A 17,420-nucleotide genomic window follows, 5' to 3' on the forward strand; every position below is an offset into this window, starting at 1 on the left:
TCGATGAAGCGGCAAGTCTTCGGTGAGTCTTACGGAGGGACCCCAGCCGAGAACTACCAGCGCTTTTTTGTCCCTTCCATCAGTGCGCCGGTGGCCAACGATCTGATCGGCGTTGCAGGCCTTCAACCGGGCGAGCGTGTGCTCGATGTCGCGTGCGGCACCGGCGTCGTGACGCGGCTCGCGGCGGGGTGTGTCGGTGCCGGCGGCGCGGTTGCCGGCTTGGACGTGAGCCCGGGCATGCTGGCGGTGGCCCGTTCGCAGACCCCGCCTCATATCTCGATCGACTGGCACGAGGCGAGTGCCGAGTCGATGCCGCTGCCGGACGAGGCCTTCGATGTCGCTCTCTGCCAGATGGGTCTCCAGTTTGTGCCCGACAGAGTCGCCGCGCTGCGCGAAATGCGGCGGGTTTTGGATGCCGATGGACGAGTGTTTGTCACCGTGCCCGGGCCAAAGCCGCCGATGTTCGTGATCATGACGGATGCACTGGCCCGTCACCTAAGCCCGAAAGCCGCTTCCTTCGTCGACCTGGTGTTCTCGTTGCACGATGTCGATGAACTCACCGAACTCATGCGCAGCGCCAGCTTCCGGGAAGTCGATGTTCAGGCGAAGTCCAGAACCCTTCGTCTCCCGGCCCCCGCCGACTTCCTGTGGCAATACATCCACAGCACGCCGCTCGCCGAAGCGGTCGCTCAAGCCGGCCAGACAAAACGCGATGCGCTTGAGCGGGACGTCTGCGCGCAGTGGCAAGAGTTTATGGCGGACGGCTCCATGTCGCTTCAGGTGGGCATGACCACGGCGACCGCGCGGAAATAGACATGTGAGATGAAATGGGAGGCCATAATGGCTCACGCTGAAGGTTATACCGCCACCGCGGCAGAATCGAACCGCACATCCGGAGAAGCTGCCCGCAAGTGGCTACTCGCCGGGCTGCCGATCACCGAGCGGCGCCTCGAACTGGCCGGCATCTCGACCATGGTACTGGAAGGCGGCGCGGGACCACCGATCGTGCTGTTGCACGGCCCAGGAGAATATGCAGCAAAGTGGCGCCGAATTCTCCCGGACCTTGTGAGAACACATCACGTGATCGCGCCCGATCTGCCGGGCCATGGCACATCGGGGACGATCGAGGGCCCAGTTCATCCCGATCGTATCCTCGAGTGGCTTGGCGAACTCATCGAACACATCTGCCCGACACCGCCCATTCTTGTCGGCCAAATTCTCGGCGCCGCAATTGCCGCTCGCTTTGCCGCCAAGCACCGTAACAAGCTCCGCTGCCTGGTGCTGTCGGATGCGCTGGGCCTCGCGCCGTTTCAGCCGGCGCCTGAATTTGGCGCGGCGCTCTCCGCGTTCATCACGGAGCCAAGTCCGGAAACCCATGATCGGCTCTGGCAGCGCTGCGCCTTCGACCTCGACGCGCTGCGCGATTGTATGGGCGAAAGCTGGGACCATCTACGGGCCTACAACCTCGACCGCGCGCAGGTACCGGAGTTGAAGCCGACCCAGCAGAGTCTGATGGAACAGTTTGGGCTGCCGGCAATCCCACCGGAGGAACTGGCGCGCATCAAAATCCCGACTGTCTTGATCTGGGGGCGGCATGACCTTGCCACTCCATTGCCTGTAGCCGAGGCAGCGAGCATCCGGTTTGGCTGGCCGCTCCACGTTGTCGACGGGACGGCCGACGATCCGCCGATCGAACAGCCTGTCGCTTTCGTGAAGGTGCTGCGCGCCGCGCTTGCCGAGGCAGAACCCGCCGCTCCCCAGGCGCTGTCCGACACGCGCGAGGCCTGGGATCGAATTGCGCCGGGCTACGACCGCACGAACACTGAAACGCAGATGTGGCTCGGCGGCGAGGCGCTGCGAAAGGCCGGCCTCCAGGCCGGGATGCATTTTCTGGACGTGGCGTCGGGCAGTGGTGCGCTCAGTATCCCGGCAGCGCAGATTGGCGCCGAGGTGGTCGCGGTCGACCAGTCGCAGGTGATGCTCAGGCTGCTCCATGAGCGGGCCAGAAACGAGGATCTCGACATCGACACCCGCGTGATGGACGGGCACGCCCTCGCCTTCGACGACGACACCTTCGACATGGTGGGATCCCAGTTCGGCGTCATGCTGTTTCCCGACATGTCAAGGGGCATTCGGGAGATGGCGCGGGTCGTCAAGCCGGGCGGACAAGTGCTGATCATCGCCTATGGCGATCCGCATCAAATCGACTTCCTCGCTTTCCTGGTCGGCGCCGTCCAATCGGTCCGCCCGGAGTTCGACGGTCCGCCCATGGACCCGCCGCCGCTGCCGTTCCGGCTCAGCGATCCGGAGCGGCTTGCCCGCGAACTGACGAAGGCCGGATTGATGGACGTCAAAGTCGAGACGATCACCGAGAGCACGGCGTTCAAGTCCGGTGCTGAGCTATGGGACTGGATCGTATGGAGCAATCCAATTGTCGAGGAAGTGCTTGGCAGCCTCGCGTTGAGCGAAGGCGACCGCGGAGTCATTCGCCATAGGATTGATCTCATGGTCCGCGAACGGGCAGGCAATGACGGCTTGGCCATCCTGACAAACCCCGTCAATATTGGATTCGGTACCAAGTGACGGTGCAGCCACCAGAGCTTGATGGTGGCCACGTTTTGATGCTCGGCTGGCTTCCAAAGCTCGACTCCGGCGGCAGCGCCGATGTTAATGCTGAAGGCGTGCGAAGCGGTCGGTCAATCAGATACCTCGCGAGGAACCGACAAGGGCGGCAACGCGGTCATTGCTCGATGCCGCCCCTGCAATTACGCAATTCATGCGGGCCGAACGCCGCGAACGGCAAATGCCCGCGCCGTGAGGCGGATGCTGCCGTCAGGCGCTGCTGGCAGCTCGGCGCGAAGCTTTTCCTGCAGCGATTGGCGTTTGGCCTCGGAGAGCGAAACGCAGTATCCGGGCGCCGGCCCCTGGCCGCCGAGGAACGGCGACCAGTAGTCGTCAAAGTCGCGGAATACGGTCGGCACGTCGATCGCGCAGTCCTGGATGTCGCCAAGGCCGGCCTCGGCGAACAGCGCACGTAGCGGCTCAGGCTTGCAGATCGGGAACCTGCGCCCTTCGTCGAGCTCGCGCGCGGCGGGGTCCAGCGCCGCAGCGGCTTCCCAGAAGCGCCGCATCAACTGCATCTCGCCAGCATAGTCCCAGACATAGACCGCGACGGTTCCGCCCGGCCGCACGACGCGCCGCATTTCGCAGAGCGCCTTGGCCGGGTCGGCGACGAAGTTGAGGACCAGGCCAGCGACGGCAACACCGAAGGCCTCATCCTCAAGGGGGAGGGTTTGCACGTCTCCGGCCCGGAACGCGACACGCGGATCGCTCAGGCGGCTCCTGGCAAAGTCAAGGAACGCCTCCGACGGATCGATCCCGACGATCTGACGCGGCGCCGCGCGATCGAGGACCGTCTCACTGAGCGCTCCGGTCCCGCAGCCGACATCGAGCCAGCGCGCTTCTGCGGGAAAGGCAAGCCAGTCCAGGAAGTGTGCAGCGACCAGCCTGCTCCAGCGCCCGACATAGGGCTCATAGGCATCGCCGGCGCTCCACTTGTCTTCACGATGGGCAATATCTGTCATGGCATCCTCCCTTTCAGGATCATTTCGAGAAGTATGCGCCAGGAAGCAGACATCTCCAGTCCAGAAATTGAATCGGCCCGCACTCTGACCCTTGGCTAGTGCCACGGAGATTCTCGCCGAGCGCTGGACGTTTCTCGTGATCCGGGAACTCCTCTCCGGCGCAACCCCGTTCAACCAGGCCGATCGATGACAGACGTTGTAGTTGCCGAAGGCAACCTTTCGGGATGACTGTCGATCTGTAAGGTATGCAGAGCGGACCCCTTGTTCTCTCTCACGGGTACGATACTCTTGGTTGCTTGTTCGCGTGATGTACCAGCGTTGCGCGGCCTGTGCGTAGAACAGATGCCCCTGCCGTTTGCACGCGACGGCTTTCGATGGCCGTTCGCTTCCGGCGAGGCCATGGATAAGCTGCTCGCCACAATCTTTCATGGAGTATCCGGATGAGGAGCGAATTGCGCCGCATTAAGATACACGAGAATGGCCCTGAGTTTTCACGCGTCGTATGGGGTTCGATGCGGTCGGAGCAGCAATTCGCCTCGTCGGATGCGTTGGCGGAGCACCTGCGGTTTCTTCTGGATCGCGGGATCACCACGCTGGACACGGCTCCCCCCTACGGGCATCCCGACCCCTACACCGTCGAGGAGTTTCTCGGCCGGGCGATTGCCAAGGTTGGTCGCAACAAGTTCGAGATTGTGACAAAGTGCGGCATTCAAAGGCTGTCGCCGCACAGGACGGAAAATTGGATCCGGCACTTTGATTCCACCGAGAAGGAGATCCTCCGTTCCGTTGACCGGTCCCTGCAGAAGCTCGGAGTGGATGCGATCGATGTGCTGCTCGTTCACCGGCCCGACTACCTGATGGACCCCGATGAGACGGCTGGAGCACTGGACAAGGTGGTCTCAGAAGGCAAGGCGAGGTATATCGGCGTCTCCAACTTCTCGCCCTCGCGGCTGAATCTGCTAGCGTCTCGGCTCAAAGCGCCGATCGTTACGAACCAGGTCCAGTTCTCACCGCTCCACCTGGAGCCTATTTCCGACGGCACATTCGATCTGGCTCTTCAGCTTGGCCACGTTCCCATGATCTGGTCGCCGGTTGCCGGCGGCAGGCTACTTACAAGCGACGATGAAGCGATCCGGGGAATGCGGTCGGTCCTTAGCGAGATCGCCAAGAAATACTCGCTTGCCGGACCGGCGGAAGCTGCAATCGCGTTCGTCGCGCGCCATCCGGCGGGGCGTCTGCCCGTTATTGGTTCGGCCAATCGTGAGAGAATAGACGGCGCCGTAAAGGCGGCCGAAACACAGCTCGACCGGCAGGACTGGTATTCGGTGATCACGCAGGTGGACAGCACGCTGAACTTGTGAGGATGCCGACTGCCGTCGCGCCGTGTCGAGCTCGGAGAGAAAGTGCCTGAGCGTCTCGGGCGAGCGCCCGAGGGTGCTGACGGCTCCGAGCAAGTTGACGCCCACTCAGTCTGTGTTGCGGCGGCGGATGGCGAGTGCAGCGGTCATCGCCTCGGTCGTGATCCGACGAGGTAGAGGATATGCAGAATTAGGGAAGCTATAATCCTTCTTCACGAAAGCGACGGATGATTTCGTGGTTGATCATCTGGCAATGCTCCAGATAAGCGCAATAATCTGGCGGGCTGTACCAGTATGTGACGCTGATGTTGAGGGAGTCAGAGTTGATTTCATTAAAGATGACGCGCGGCGGCTGGTCCGGATGATTAATGGCTTCATTCGGATGCCTTGCTTGTGCCGCTTGCGCACCATGCGGTTCCCTTTGCAATGGCGGCGCAATGCTTGAGTCGGGCACGGAGAGAATTTCACGCAGGGCCGTCACGGCGCGTTGGATCTTCTCCTGAGACGTATCATAAGCCAGCGGAAGATTGATTGTGCGCCGGATAGAGGGGCGCATGTCGACATTCTCAATATCCACCCCGGCAACGTTTTCATTGGGAATGCTGACGAGATGGCCCGAGAGCAGGCGCAGCCGGGTAGAGCGCATTCCGATGTCTTCGACAACACCGTCATAGCCACGAAGCCTGATTCGCTGACCAACCTCGAACGGCTTGTCCAGGAGCAGCATGAGGCTGCCGAAAACGTTGCGCAGAGTATTTTGTGCAGCCAGCGCAACAGCGAGACCCGTCACACCGGCACCGGCAAGAATGGTGGCCAGCGAGAAGCCCATTAGGTACATCCCTTGCAGCAAGACAGCGATAATCGCAATGATGCTCACTACACGGATGCCAAGGGTTGCCAGATGGAAGTCGGACGGGCGTCGTTTGGCGCGCTCGGTCGAGGCTGCCAGTTCGATCAGCACAGTTCCAAGCGAGAAGATAAAGATAATGCCCGCAAGCAGGGCCATGCCGTAAATGATGTAGACGGCAGTCTGAAAGACCAGGCCGGTGATGAAGATCTTGTCGCCGATGAGGTCGTAGAGCAAATAGCTGGCGAAAACCACGAATAGCGGCACAAGAAGCAGCGCCGAATCGCGCACGAGGGGTGTGGCGTTCCGGGTCAGCAGCTTGAGGACAGACGACAGGAGCCAAATCAATAGGAACATCAGGACAAAGAGCAAAGCCATCGCGATCCACTGCCAGATGGTCTGCCCCAGAAAACCATTGTGCATCCAGGCGGGAAGACTATCCGACCACGCCTGCAGGGTGGGGCGCGGCGTCAGAAAAGACGCTTCGTAGAAGCCTTCTGCTGACGTGCTCCGGTAAGGAAACGATCTAAGCCGGTGGAACAGGTCTTCAACCGTCTCCAGCGTCTCCTCACTGAACAGATACTTTCCCTGGTTCGGTCCCTCGTCGATACGCGTGATGAGAAGCGGGCTGTTGCCGATCTTCCATGCTGGTGGAAATCCTTCGTTGATTGCGGCGAGCATCTGTCTTCGGTCAGGGATCTGATTGACCGGGGGCAAGCCGATCCGATCGATAACCTCACGAAGATAAACCGCGGAATTCACAGCCACATCCTGACGCAGCGATGGTGCGACATTTCTGAGATCGAAGAACCACTGCATCTCGTCGTACAGATGCTGCAGTTCCGCATCGTCCTCCGCCGTGTATGCGTCCTGTCGTAGGAGGTCGTAGTATCGCTGGGTCAACTTGAGGAAGCTGATGATCGTATCACGGGGGCTGTTCGTATTCGCCGGTTCAAGGAGTTCCTCCAGCGGTTGGAGGTTATCTTCATCAGGTTCGGCGAGCTGATCGAGAATGGCTTCGATGCCGCGCGTGCTTTCGGATGGGAAAAAGGAGACGCCGGTGTCCTCCCCGATAGGATCAGGTCCAATATCTTGCGCAAATGCCCTCGTACCGAGAACCACCACCAACAGCGCCGCGACAAGGCGCAGAATACGATTTCGGTTGTTCATTTCACTTGATTGCACCGGCGATGCCACCTCCAACGAGCTTCCCGGCCAGCGCAGCGACATCGAGCCCCGCAGCAGCATCACCCGTTGCCCCACCGATCAGGGTTCCAAGCAACTGACCGCCCCCAGTTCCACCGGCAATCAGATTGCCGATGTTTCCTGGATCAGCATCTTTTAACAACTTGCGGCCAGCAACTCCGCCGGCTGCACCACCGATCAACTGAGTAAGAATCGCTTCCACGTGAGGTCCTCATTGGAACGAGGCAGCATGAATATAGTAAGCCTTATGGTTTCATCTCTGTATCCGGATGCTCTTCCTCGATCAGATAACAATGGAGCGTAATCGGCGCTTTCCTGACATCCGCGAGTGCACCGTCTATGAAATCGCAGTCGAGCAGATTGTCTGAACTGCTCTTGCGCGCCGACGCAATGTTGACGTTAACCTTGGCAGGGCCGGCTAGCCAGTCGAGACGCTTCGTGTCGACCTTTGCGCCGCTGATGTGGGCGCGTCCGCCCGAGCCAGAGATCTCCACCTCTTCGTCCTGCTGCGTGAGATCGATTTGGCCGATTTCGTCAGCATGCTTCTCGGCGCCCCGCTTCGGGTCACCGTAGTATGAGGCGAAGGCAACGATTCCCTCCTTTTCAGCGGCGAGCTTTGCGGCTGCTTTCTCGGAGAGTGTGACCTCAAGGTCGAAGCCCATGTCGCCCTGTGCCATTGCCGGTAGGGAACATGCCAACAGCATGGTGGTCGCAATCGTTACAGGAACAAGCCTCATTTCCTTTTCCCATCGTCTGCACGTAATCAGCCCCTGATCACCTTTTCTATTGTCAGTCGTTGACGGCGATTATCCTGACCGTCTGCTGTTCGCATGCATCGTCGTCGCAGATGCCACCAAACCAGACCTCTCCGTCGCCAATCATCACGCCCTGCCAGTTGGCAAACAGGGTCGCATAAGTCTGTTTGGAGACAGCTTTCTTGACCTTGGCGGTGAAGACCTTGTCGTAATCCGTTTCAAAATGGGCGGCGTCCCTGATGGTCACCGCCTTGCCGTTGATCCGCGCCTTGAAAGGATATTCGATCATCGAGGCAACGGCCTGCTTGTCGTTTTCGGCGACGGCCTTCTTCAGCTTGTCGAAGAAGGTCTGGTACGGCGCATGAGCGCCGTACAGCTCGTCAAGCGTCTGGTTCATTTCTTTCGCCGATTGGGCCCCCGCGACCGTGGCACCCGCGAGGCCGATGAACAAAGCTGCAAAAAGCATTCGGTTCAGCTTGGGCATTTTACCGTTCTCCTACGGATCTATCGTGAGTCTCTATCGCTGGAATCCTTTGGCTCGCATACAGGATTTGATGAGCTCCTCCTCGTCCATGGTCTGAATCACGGCATTGCCAATTCCATCCCCAATGGCCTCGCCCCAGGTTTTTGGGTGATCGTTCGCCCCGATCCCGATCGTGGCCGCCTCTGCCTGGTACTTGCAATCGGCCAACGCCTGATCAGTCTCCGAACGAGGCGTATCATCCTTGACCCATGCGCTGTCATCGCTCACGCAGCCGGTCAGCATCAGCGAAACGGCCAAAAATGGGATAGGAATACGAAAGGTCATCATTCATCCTCCGTAACGGTCTCGGCGAAACACCTGGCCAAGTCGGCCGGCGCTCCAAGCTTCTTTGCCCAGGCTACCAACTCCGGGCGTTCCGACGGATCCGCCCAGCCGCCCCAGACGTCGCGAAAACGCTTCTTTCCGGCGACCGTCTGGAAGAACATGACGCCGTCATCGCTCACGGGCGTGGAGACATAAACGGCACTCCAGTTGCCGCTCTCCATGATCGTGCTGAACTTCACCTGAGCAGGCTTGACCTTGCTTTCCATCACCGAGGCGACAAGAGGGGCATATGCCTCCTTGCGCGCCTTCGTCACGTCGACCTTCACACCATCGCAGGCACTGGTTGCGGCGAAAGCGGACGTCAGCGTAATTCCCAGCCCTGTGAGGGCGATCATGACGATTTCAGCATGTCGATGGGGCAGGCTGTTGAATTTAGACATGAGCAGCTATTCCTTCCACGTTGCGAGGTCCATCACTCAGAAATCATCGTCATCCGATGAACTGTCGTCGTCGGGGTCATCGGCCTCACAGCCGATACCGTGGCACCCCTGGTATCTGCCCTGCGTATCGAAATTGGGATTGCCCTCGCGGTCGAATTGCGGCCTGTCGTCGATGGTCCGATCCCCAGCATCAGGATCATCGACCATGCAGCCGACGCCATGGCAGCCATCATAGCCGTCATCCGTTGTGCAGCCGGCGATCGCCAGCAAAGCGGAAACCAAAGTCGCGTAAAGTAAGGGTTTCAATGCATGTCCTCCTTCAGTCGGTTTTGGTGCTTTTCGCTAATCCTCAGAAACGAACCGTGAGCTTGCCGTTGAAGCCGTGCTCCTGCGCATCCGAGGCGAGCTGCCCCTGATAGGTCAGTCCGACGGTGGCCTTTTCACTGAGATTTATGTCCAGTCCTGCTTCGAGCACCGCAGCGTTCTTCGCGATCGGCGTGCCCTTGATGGCGAAGGACGAGCCGCCGGCAAAGGCAAGATGCGTTTCAGGCGTTACGTCGCCGAACGCATGCCGCCAGCCGATGCCGCCACGGGCCGTTGCGGTCGTCGAGCCCAGTGTGAATGCCGATGAAGCGCGCAGCCCGAGGGTCGTGAACGTCGTATCGCTGGATTGGTCCCCACTGGAGAGTGCGGCCGCGCCGCCATCTTCCGAGAAGCCGTCCGCGTCAAACCCCACATAAGAGAGGTTGGCGTATGGCTCGAAGGACACTGAGGCCGTGTCCAGCCGGTAGCCGAGCTCACCGAAGGCCTGAAAGGTGCCCGCATCGTAGTCGGCCGAGAGGCCGTCGGAGAAGCCTGGAAAAGCCACGACCCTGTCGGTTTCGACGCGATGCCACGAATACGCAAGACCCGAGCGGAAACCGAGAGGCCCACGCTGGGTGCCGGCATAGAGGCCCAGGTGATAATTGTTGCTCGAGCCGGATGATGCTCGGTTGTCGACGTCGAAGGAAGTATGGCTGTAACCGGCCAGAAGCCCGAGCCGCCAATGATCGCCCACGAGTATATCTCCGCCAGCCAGGAGGCCTCCCGTCGAGCGGTCGAGCCGTGCGGCGTTGCCGTCGCCATCAAGATGGCCCCAAGCGCCGAAGCCGCTTCCCCAAACGGTAAATTTCTCATTTGTCGCTGGAGCCAGCTCCGGTCCAGCCGGCCCATAGGCCATCACCTGCATAGGCGAAGCGCCGACACCTTCGAATGCTGCGCGGATGCGATCGCTGGCGGCATCGCGGACGAAATGGCTGTCCTGGATGAGGGCGCCGTGAACGGAAGAATAGATATCACCTGAAAGCTGGTCGAAGGCGTTGCGCGTTTCAGGTGTCGTCAGGAAGAGGATATTGTCATGGACGGGATTGCCCGCTCCAAGCGCCTCGGAAGCCGCCGCAGCCGAGCGCTGGTTGAAGGTCATTCCCACATCGGCGAAGGTCGTCGCGGTTCGCTCGGTATCGAGGAAGACGTTTTGCGGATCGTAGGCCAGTGCGAAATCGACGAAGGGTGTGTCCGCAGCCCAGATTCCGGTCAGGCCGGCGTATGTCCCGTTCACACCGCCCGCCGCTGTCAGCAAAGTGTAGCGCGTATCCACTGAAGGCGTTCCCTGCCGCAACAATTCGATGTGCGCCCCGTCGTCGATCGCAGCACTTCCCGTCGTATCGATGAGATCGGACGTCGATGCGAGACCCGCCTGGTAGGTGGACCCGGCCTGCTGCACGAAATCGCCGTCGACAGATAACGCCGAGACGACCTGGGCGGGATCGAGTACACTGCCCGGTGCGATCGCGCCGCCTTCGCCTGCTGTGAGGGAGCCGACCGTACCAATGCCTGCAACAAGGCCCGCTCCCGAGACATCCACCTGAGAGACGATGCTGCCGTCGACGGCCAGCGTTCCGCCGAGGACAGTGGTCGGTCCCGTATAGGTGCTGTTGTCGCCGCTCAGGATGAGTGCGCCTTCGCCCCGCTTGGTAAGATCAGCCGGACCCGAGATTGGGTTTGACCAGATCGACGAATAGCCTTGCGTGTCCACGTCGAACACGCCTTGATAACGGAACTCCATGGGACCGTTGACGGCATCTCCAAGATTGAGAAGCCCCTGGCCGTAGATGCTTTCGTCTTCGTAACCTTCCTTGGTCGCCGTTGTCAGAATTGTCTCAATAGTCTGGCTTGCGTTCATGTAAGGAAATGCGGACCGGACCACTGCGGCAGCACCTGTCACGTGTGGCGCTGCCATGGATGTTCCATCAATGGCTTTGTAGCTTCCATCCGACATCGGCCAGGTCGAATAGATGGCCACGGATGGATCGGGCTCCGGCCACTCGCCACCCGGTGCAGCCATGCACCATTCCGCTGCCGCTCCGCAACGTTGGCTGTAGCTTGCGATATTCCCGTCCTTGCCGACGGCGACGACCGCGATCACCGACCCTTGCAAATCTGAAAAGTCCAGATCCGCGACATCGGGATGAGACGGATCATAAAGATCCCAGGTATCCGGGTTCTGGTAATCGAAATCATCGTGGGGTTTGACGAACTCGTAAAGGCGGTTTGCGGTATTCTCCGGCGTGATCAACGGAAACATGCCAAACCCGCCTGACGGCAAAACCGCCGCTTTCGGTTGATCTATAAAATCATTACCGGCGGCGACGACCATGACGACATCCGCATCAGCTGCCTTTCTGAGCGCGTTATATTGCCTCGTCACGAAATCGGGCCCATCCATAACGGGGATGTACTCGAGTTTTTGGTAGTGGGGATTGTTTTCTTCACGCGGCAAGTCCGGGCCATAGCTTGCATTGAAAACATCGACCTTGTGACGGGCCGCATATTCAACGGCCGCCATGTCAGGGGACAGGGCGTCGTCATCAGTTTCGGTCCCGATCGCGCGGAGCGGCAAAATGGTGGCCTCATAGGCGACACCATGCATGCCCTTGCCATCGCGAGCCGCGCCAACGATGCCCGCGACATGTGTGCCATGACCGTTTATCTTGCCATCTTCGTCGTCAGTATGACTTACGTCGTCGGGAGCCCGTTCCTTTTCCGTACCGAAGTTTCGAAGAGCTTCAGAAATGCGTCCGGCGAACTCCGGATGGTTGACATCCAGCCCAGTGTCGATCACTGCGACAGTCACACCTTTGCCCGTATAGCCTTGCAGATAGGCCGGCAGGGCATTGATCATCGGCATGCCCCAGTTCCTGGAATATTCCGCATCGGCCGCCGGCGGCACGGGCGTGTGAGCCTCCTGCGACAACGCCACATGTGGCGCGAACAATGCCGTCGTCGCGGCCAGAAATTTGATCGTCCTGAAATTCACCCGCATACTCGACTCCTGCAAACCATCTTCTCCCGCTCAACGGACGAAACGCCCCCGGCGCAGGGCACTTGGCGTCGTGAATTTGTGACGCCGCATCGATGCAGTCAGGTGGCTGTGATTGGCGAATCCGGTGAGGCTGGCGATCTTAGCCAGGGGCATGTCGGTCGTGATCACGAAGCGCTCGGCGAGTTCAAGCCGTGTCGAAAGGATATATTGGTGAGGTGATTGGCCGGTCGTCTGTTTGAAGGCGCGCATAAAATGGCTGGGCGATAGACCAGCGAGCAGAGCCAACCGTTCGATCGACAATTGTTCACCAATATTGGCCCGGATGTAGTCTTGAACATCACGCCAGGTTTTGGGCGAAAGTCCTCCCCGGTACCGGGACGATGGATAGTCTTGAAGGGTCGAGTAATTGCGCAAGAGGTAGGTGGAGAAAACTGTCAGAAGGGAACCCATATAGAGATGGTTTATTGATTCCCCTTTTTGAATCTCGTCTCTCACCAAACGGGCGAGCAAAAGTGCCTTCTCATCAACATGTCCGGCTGGCGGAGGCAGGAACTCAAAATCTTCCCTTTCGAATTCCAGAGCTGCCAGCTTGGAAAGCTGTTCCGGAGCCAAGGCCAACAGCAGGTTTTCCTTCGGCACCGTCCAGCGCGCAAAAAGATCGGAGCTGGCAGGGATAATCTCGACTGTGCCAACCGGAGCCAGAAACTGCGGTCTCCCATCCGAATTGAGTGCAACCTCTCGTCCGGCCTGGGGCGACAGCATCACCACCGCCATGTGGGAAGGCGTGCGGTAACTAATCGAATTGGGGCCTGTCAGCGTATGGGTGACCGCTCCACTCGTCGTCTCGAACTTCGGTCCCCATTCATCTGGAATGCTACTCAAAAGGCTGCCAACGGTCTCGGCCAACGTCACCCCCTTGGACCGCTTCAGTCGGCATAATCCAAGGCCGACCGTGACTACCCCCTTGTCCGAAGCAATTTTCCGAAATCCCTCGCCGCGAGCAATTTTTAGCAACCGCTTATAAAATTCAAGAAGCTCAACCTATTTTCCGTCAATATATGGCTAAGAAATTGATATTAATGGCTGAATCTCAAGAGATATTTCAGAATATTACATATACTAAGGTGGGCATTTTGGTGTTTGGCTATCAAGAAACTATCATTTGTCAAATTTTCGCTGCTTTTTCGCCAGCTTCGGCAAATTGTTGCCGTTTCTGTGCTTCACTTTGCGTGTGGTATGTTCGGCTAAGTCCTCTGTATGCCTGTGGGATACGGTAGGCGATTAGCTGTACGGGGCGAGATGCGAACCGACAGGTGAGAGAATGATCAAACGAAATGTAATCGGCTTGGCCGGCGCGGCCGTGCTGTTGGTGGGCTGCCAGGCCAGCCCCGACCCACAGGTTCAAGCGCGCAACCACGAGTTCGGATGCATCGCCGGCACCGTTGGCGGCGCGATCATTGGCGGCCTGATCGGCAGCACGATCGGTGGCGGCACCGGTCGTGTCATAGGCGAAGCAGTTGGTATCGGCGGCGGCGGATTCCTCGGTAATCGTTTGGCCTGTCGCTAGGAGAGGGAGGATTTCCGATGCACAAGATTATTCCTGCCGCCGCAGTCGCTTTATTGGTCGGAACCGGCCTGGCAGCGGCACAACAGGCCCCGGCAATGCACGAAGGTCATCTCAACCAGCTCGATACCGATACTGACGGAGGTGTCAGCCAGCGAGAATACCAGTCCTTCATGACTGAAAGCTTCGCCAGGCTCGACAGAAATGGGGATGGTGTTCTTGCCGAAAGCGAGGTGACGGAGGTGCTTTCGCCGGAGCAGTTCACCGCCATTGACGCCAACGGAGATGGTGGCGCGAGCCGCAACGAGTTCCTGAAGCGGGTCATGAGTGATTTCGCAGCGGCTGACCGTGGCGGAGACGGACAACTCGAGTGAACATTGACGGGGTTAGAGCCCCGCAAAACATGTTCATTCCTAATGGAGGGACAATCGATGAAAACCGCGCTGCTGGCTGCTGCCATGGTTCTGGCCATTCCGGCGTTCGCATTTGCGCAAGACAACTGCGACGATGCCGAGGATCAGGCCACCTTGAACGAGTGCTACGACGCTGCGTTCAAGAAATCCGACAAGAAGCTCAACGAGCTCTACAAGCAGATCGAAGCCCGCCTGAAGGACGATGCCGATACCAAAAAGCTTCTCATTCAAGCACAGCGGGATTGGGTCAAATTTCGCGACGCGGAGTGCGGTTTCCAGACAGCGGGAGCGGCCGGAGGAAGCGTAATTCCAATGCTCATTGCGATGTGCATGGACGGCCTGACGCAATCCCGTGTCGAAGACTTCGAGGGTTATCTGAATTGCGAGGAAGGCGATCTGAGTTGCCCCGTGCCGGCGGCGAACTGACACATCTCACGACTGTTTTGCGGCCTTGAAGCGCTCCACCCAGCGCACCACCATCTTGGCCGAAACGCCATGGACGCGGGCAGCTTGGGCTTGGTGACAAGGGCAAAGCGGTGAAACTGCGCGCGTTGAAACAGAAGACCTCCGCGGCCTGGTTGAGTGCTGCACTTGTGTGCATTCCGGCCATACCCGTCACCATGGCCCAACTTGCCCCTCAGCCCGCCTGGGAGCGAACCTCGGACGGCGATTTGGTGACGATCACTTCCGACTCCGGCGCAGCGATTTCATTTGTCTCGCCCCGGCACTGGGAGGCACAGCAGACTGCATCATCCGTCACCTTCCGGTCGGGTCATCGGCGAATTGTCGTCGAGATCGTTGATCGCGGTGAGGGCGATCCGAAGGTTGAAGCGGAGCGACTGCTGCGCCTCGACCGCATCGGCGGGATCGCCTCCGGATTCGATGGAGGCAATGTCTCTGTACCCGATTCCGACCTGAGTGGTCCGACCTGCGTACTGGTTGCCACCGAATACACCGGACATTGCGCCGTCCTCTTGGATGATACCGTCATTGTCAGGATTACTTCGATCGGGACTGCCGAAAGACCTGCTGCATCGATCGACAGCATTATCGCCTCCATCAGCGAAAACCCGGCGTCATGACCACAGCCGCTCGTCATGATCCCCCACTGATTTACCGACCTTATTCGGCGGTTTTCTGGGTCTACCTTGCAGCCATCACAGTTGGCGTTATCGGCGTGTTTATGGCGTTCGGGGCAGCGATCCAGATAACGCTCCATACCAACCTTTTGCTTATCTCGGTCTGGGCGGTCTTCGTTTTCGTGCTCGTCCGCATCATCCTGCTATTCGATCCGTTTCGCGCGGTGCGCCAGGTGCCACAGGTTCTGGTTGCCGCAGTAGCCCTCGGAGGCACTGCGGCCCTGTTCATGGCGCTGCAAGGCAACGGGGCGATGGAGGTCATCATAAGCTGGCTCTTCGGCGCTCACTTCGCTTCCGATTGGTCCGCTGCCCTGAGCGCGCCGATCATCGAGGAGGCAAGCAAGGCAACTTGCGCCGCCGTAATCCTCGTTTTGTGTTGGGACCGAATGAACCGCATAGCCCATGCCCTGATGGTCGGCATGTTTGTCGGACTTGGCTTCGACATTGTCGAGGATCTGACCTATGAAGTGCAGTCGGCGCTCGGCGATCTGGACTCCGATCTTGCCGGAGCCGTGCCTACGCTTATCATTCGAATCCTGACCGGGTTTCCTTCCCACTGGTCCTATACGGCGTTGACCTCCGTCGGCGTGCTGCTTCTACTTCCCAGCTTCGCAGGCCGAAGAGAATGGAAGGCGCTTCACCGCCGGGCGATGGCGATTGCCCTTTTCGTCAGCGCCTGGCTCATGCATTTTGTGTGGGATAGCCCAGCCCCCGAATTCATTGCCAGTGATAGTAAGCTGGGTTTTGTGCTGCTGTTCTTTAAAATCTTAGTCAATCTGGTGATATTCCTCACCGCTATCCTGCTGTTGTTTCGCTATGAACGCCAATGGGTTGTCGGACGCATCGCGGAGCTGCGTGCGTCGGATGGCGTTCTTTCCGAGTTCGATCCCGAAATTCTCGATTCCCTGGTAACCCGAAAGGACCGACGCCGGCTGCGAAGGCAGGCCAGGAAGTCCGGTGGGTGGGTGGCGGCAAGGGCTATTGCTAGAAGGCAGCACTATGCGCTCGATTTGGTTCAGGGTGCTAAACCAGCAATGGGGCCTCGGTAGCTCATCCTGAAAGATAATTTCCAGGTCATGAACGACATCCTGGCCTCCAGGCGCGCCGGCGCCTGGCTTGTTCTGCAAGTCGAAATGACGGCGGGCATGATCTTCGCATCGTCCATCACTTTCGGTCGCGCGCTGCAGCCCCGCGACCAATTGATCACCGGATGGCGGCAGACTTGGTCCCAACGGTCGGATTCCAGTGCCCCGCAGGTTGTCGAAAAGGGCCTGTCCGACTGCGGACTGGTCTGTTAGGTCGAGATCGGCATGGCAGGACGCCGTTGCGGAGCGGAGACGCTGTTGGACGGCTTTGGGATTTTCACGAACGGTTCCCGCGCACCTGCACGGCGCATCAGGGTGCGGATATCATCAGGGGTGTAGCCGTCGACCGCCATAACCTTGCGGATGATCGGCTCGCTCAAAAGATCGTCGAGCGTTGGTTCGCCCTCACGTGCCATTGCGTCACCTCCAACATCGGATAACGAATTTCCCGCATCATAGGCGGGAACGGTGACTAGCTGATGTCGTCAGTTTGGCCAATATGTGTATCCAGTTGGCTGGGTCCGCGGCGCCAACAATGCACCCCGTGCCGATCGGCCTGCCTGCTGGTGATGGGCCTTGCCCCACCTTGGGCGGGGCGGGATGCTCGCGTCAGGTTCGCTGCTCAATGCGGTCGGATGCGCCGGCCTTGCCTATACCCATCACCCGGTCGACGGCGACCGCTCTTCGCGCCGTTCGGCAATGCCGGCAAGGGAACTGAGGGCCGCTGGATCACTGCCCATAGCGCTGGCTCGGGGGGCGATCAGCTATTCGATCTAGAGCATGTCCTGTGATCGATGAATCGATTGTGATGTGACGGCGACATTTTGTTCTGATTCAACCTCCATTTTGACGGAGGTGGA

The 17,420-nt window shown here is 59.3% G+C and carries 21 protein-coding genes; 10 read left to right on the forward strand and 11 right to left on the reverse strand.

Features of this window, described 5'->3' with window-relative positions; genetic code table 11:
• The first annotated feature begins 3 nt into the window (after nucleotides 1-3).
• Nucleotides 4-813, forward strand: a complete 810-nt coding sequence (locus tag GM910_RS18040) for a class I SAM-dependent methyltransferase (protein WP_159589728.1) — start codon at nucleotides 4-6, stop codon at nucleotides 811-813.
• A gap of 27 nt (nucleotides 814-840) precedes the next feature.
• Nucleotides 841-2,583: an alpha/beta fold hydrolase gene (locus GM910_RS26980; protein ID WP_201285540.1), complete on the forward strand. Its 1,743-nt coding sequence runs from the start codon at nucleotides 841-843 to the stop codon at nucleotides 2,581-2,583.
• 191 nt (nucleotides 2,584-2,774) lie between these two features.
• Here GM910_RS26980 and GM910_RS18055 read toward each other — a convergent pair whose 3' ends face one another.
• Nucleotides 2,775-3,584 carry a class I SAM-dependent methyltransferase gene (locus tag GM910_RS18055; protein ID WP_159589730.1) on the reverse strand — a complete coding sequence of 270 codons (810 nt, stop codon included), beginning with the start codon at nucleotides 3,582-3,584 and terminating at the stop codon, nucleotides 2,775-2,777.
• Between the two features lie 440 nt (nucleotides 3,585-4,024).
• On the opposite strand from GM910_RS18055, the gene GM910_RS18060 reads away from it, so the two are divergent.
• Complete coding sequence (locus GM910_RS18060; RefSeq protein ID WP_159589732.1) at nucleotides 4,025-4,945, forward strand: aldo/keto reductase; 921 nt, start codon at nucleotides 4,025-4,027, stop codon at nucleotides 4,943-4,945.
• A 196-nt stretch (nucleotides 4,946-5,141) separates the two neighbouring features.
• On the opposite strand, the gene GM910_RS18065 is transcribed toward GM910_RS18060, so the two are convergent.
• The 9 genes from GM910_RS18065 to GM910_RS18105 are packed head-to-tail and all read right to left on the reverse strand — an operon-like array spanning nucleotide 5,142 to nucleotide 13,265.
• The gene (locus GM910_RS18065; RefSeq protein ID WP_246226217.1) at nucleotides 5,142-6,986 is read right to left on the reverse strand and encodes a mechanosensitive ion channel family protein; all 1,845 of its coding nucleotides are present in this window, start codon (nucleotides 6,984-6,986) and stop codon (nucleotides 5,142-5,144) included.
• Complete coding sequence (locus GM910_RS18070) at nucleotides 6,961-7,197, reverse strand: hypothetical protein (RefSeq protein WP_159589736.1); 237 nt, start codon at nucleotides 7,195-7,197, stop codon at nucleotides 6,961-6,963. The genes GM910_RS18065 and GM910_RS18070 overlap by 26 nt, the downstream gene beginning before the upstream one ends.
• Nucleotides 7,198-7,240: 43 nt before the next feature.
• Entirely contained in the window at nucleotides 7,241-7,732 is a 492-nt protein-coding gene (locus tag GM910_RS18075; RefSeq protein ID WP_159589738.1) for a hypothetical protein, read from the reverse strand.
• A gap of 52 nt (nucleotides 7,733-7,784) precedes the next feature.
• Nucleotides 7,785-8,234, reverse strand: coding sequence for a hypothetical protein (locus GM910_RS18080; RefSeq protein ID WP_201285541.1), 450 nt, complete (start codon nucleotides 8,232-8,234; stop codon nucleotides 7,785-7,787).
• 33 nt (nucleotides 8,235-8,267) lie between these two features.
• Entirely contained in the window at nucleotides 8,268-8,561 is a 294-nt protein-coding gene (locus GM910_RS18085; RefSeq protein WP_159589740.1) for a hypothetical protein, read from the reverse strand.
• Nucleotides 8,558-8,998 (reverse strand): hypothetical protein, encoded by a 441-nt coding sequence (locus GM910_RS18090; RefSeq protein ID WP_159589742.1) that lies wholly within the window; start codon nucleotides 8,996-8,998, stop codon nucleotides 8,558-8,560. The genes GM910_RS18085 and GM910_RS18090 overlap by 4 nt, the downstream gene beginning before the upstream one ends.
• 36 nt (nucleotides 8,999-9,034) lie before the next feature.
• The gene (locus GM910_RS18095) at nucleotides 9,035-9,304 is read right to left on the reverse strand and encodes a hypothetical protein (protein WP_159589744.1); all 270 of its coding nucleotides are present in this window, start codon (nucleotides 9,302-9,304) and stop codon (nucleotides 9,035-9,037) included.
• Nucleotides 9,305-9,347: 43 nt separating this feature from the next.
• Nucleotides 9,348-12,359, reverse strand: coding sequence for an autotransporter domain-containing protein (locus GM910_RS27655; protein ID WP_159589746.1), 3,012 nt, complete (start codon nucleotides 12,357-12,359; stop codon nucleotides 9,348-9,350).
• Nucleotides 12,360-12,389: 30 nt separating this feature from the next.
• Nucleotides 12,390-13,265 (reverse strand): helix-turn-helix domain-containing protein, encoded by an 876-nt coding sequence (locus GM910_RS18105; protein WP_159589748.1) that lies wholly within the window; start codon nucleotides 13,263-13,265, stop codon nucleotides 12,390-12,392.
• A gap of 415 nt (nucleotides 13,266-13,680) precedes the next feature.
• Between GM910_RS18105 and GM910_RS18110 the strand changes: the two genes are divergently transcribed.
• The 6 genes from GM910_RS18110 to GM910_RS18135 all read left to right on the forward strand — a co-directional run bounded on the left by GM910_RS18110 (nucleotide 13,681) and on the right by GM910_RS18135 (nucleotide 16,773).
• Nucleotides 13,681-13,926 (forward strand): hypothetical protein, encoded by a 246-nt coding sequence (locus GM910_RS18110; RefSeq protein ID WP_159589750.1) that lies wholly within the window; start codon nucleotides 13,681-13,683, stop codon nucleotides 13,924-13,926.
• 17 nt (nucleotides 13,927-13,943) lie between these two features.
• On the forward strand, nucleotides 13,944-14,297 hold the full coding sequence (locus GM910_RS18115; RefSeq protein WP_159589752.1) for an EF-hand domain-containing protein: 354 nt from the start codon (nucleotides 13,944-13,946) through the stop codon (nucleotides 14,295-14,297).
• 57 nt (nucleotides 14,298-14,354) lie between these two features.
• A complete protein-coding gene (locus GM910_RS18120) occupies nucleotides 14,355-14,762 on the forward strand; it encodes a lysozyme inhibitor LprI family protein (RefSeq protein WP_159589754.1) in 408 nt (135 codons plus the stop codon).
• Nucleotides 14,763-14,872: 110 nt separating this feature from the next.
• Nucleotides 14,873-15,418: a hypothetical protein gene (locus GM910_RS18125; protein WP_159589756.1), complete on the forward strand. Its 546-nt coding sequence runs from the start codon at nucleotides 14,873-14,875 to the stop codon at nucleotides 15,416-15,418.
• Nucleotides 15,415-16,524 (forward strand): PrsW family intramembrane metalloprotease, encoded by a 1,110-nt coding sequence (locus GM910_RS18130; protein WP_159589758.1) that lies wholly within the window; start codon nucleotides 15,415-15,417, stop codon nucleotides 16,522-16,524. Before GM910_RS18125 ends, GM910_RS18130 begins: the two co-directional genes overlap by 4 nt.
• A 27-nt stretch (nucleotides 16,525-16,551) precedes the next feature.
• Nucleotides 16,552-16,773, forward strand: a complete 222-nt coding sequence (locus GM910_RS18135) for a hypothetical protein (protein WP_159589760.1) — start codon at nucleotides 16,552-16,554, stop codon at nucleotides 16,771-16,773.
• Here GM910_RS18135 and GM910_RS18140 read toward each other — a convergent pair.
• Nucleotides 16,770-16,976 (reverse strand): hypothetical protein, encoded by a 207-nt coding sequence (locus GM910_RS18140; RefSeq protein WP_159589762.1) that lies wholly within the window; start codon nucleotides 16,974-16,976, stop codon nucleotides 16,770-16,772. The genes GM910_RS18135 and GM910_RS18140 overlap by 4 nt on opposite strands.
• 184 nt (nucleotides 16,977-17,160) lie before the next feature.
• On the opposite strand from GM910_RS18140, the gene GM910_RS18145 reads away from it, so the two are divergent.
• Entirely contained in the window at nucleotides 17,161-17,337 is a 177-nt protein-coding gene (locus GM910_RS18145; RefSeq protein ID WP_159589764.1) for a hypothetical protein, read from the forward strand.
• The last annotated feature ends 83 nt before the right edge of the window (nucleotides 17,338-17,420 follow it).

Origin of the sequence: Chelativorans xinjiangensis (genome assembly GCF_009812055.1) — a bacterium.
Lineage (GTDB): Bacteria > Pseudomonadota > Alphaproteobacteria > Rhizobiales > Rhizobiaceae > Chelativorans > Chelativorans xinjiangense.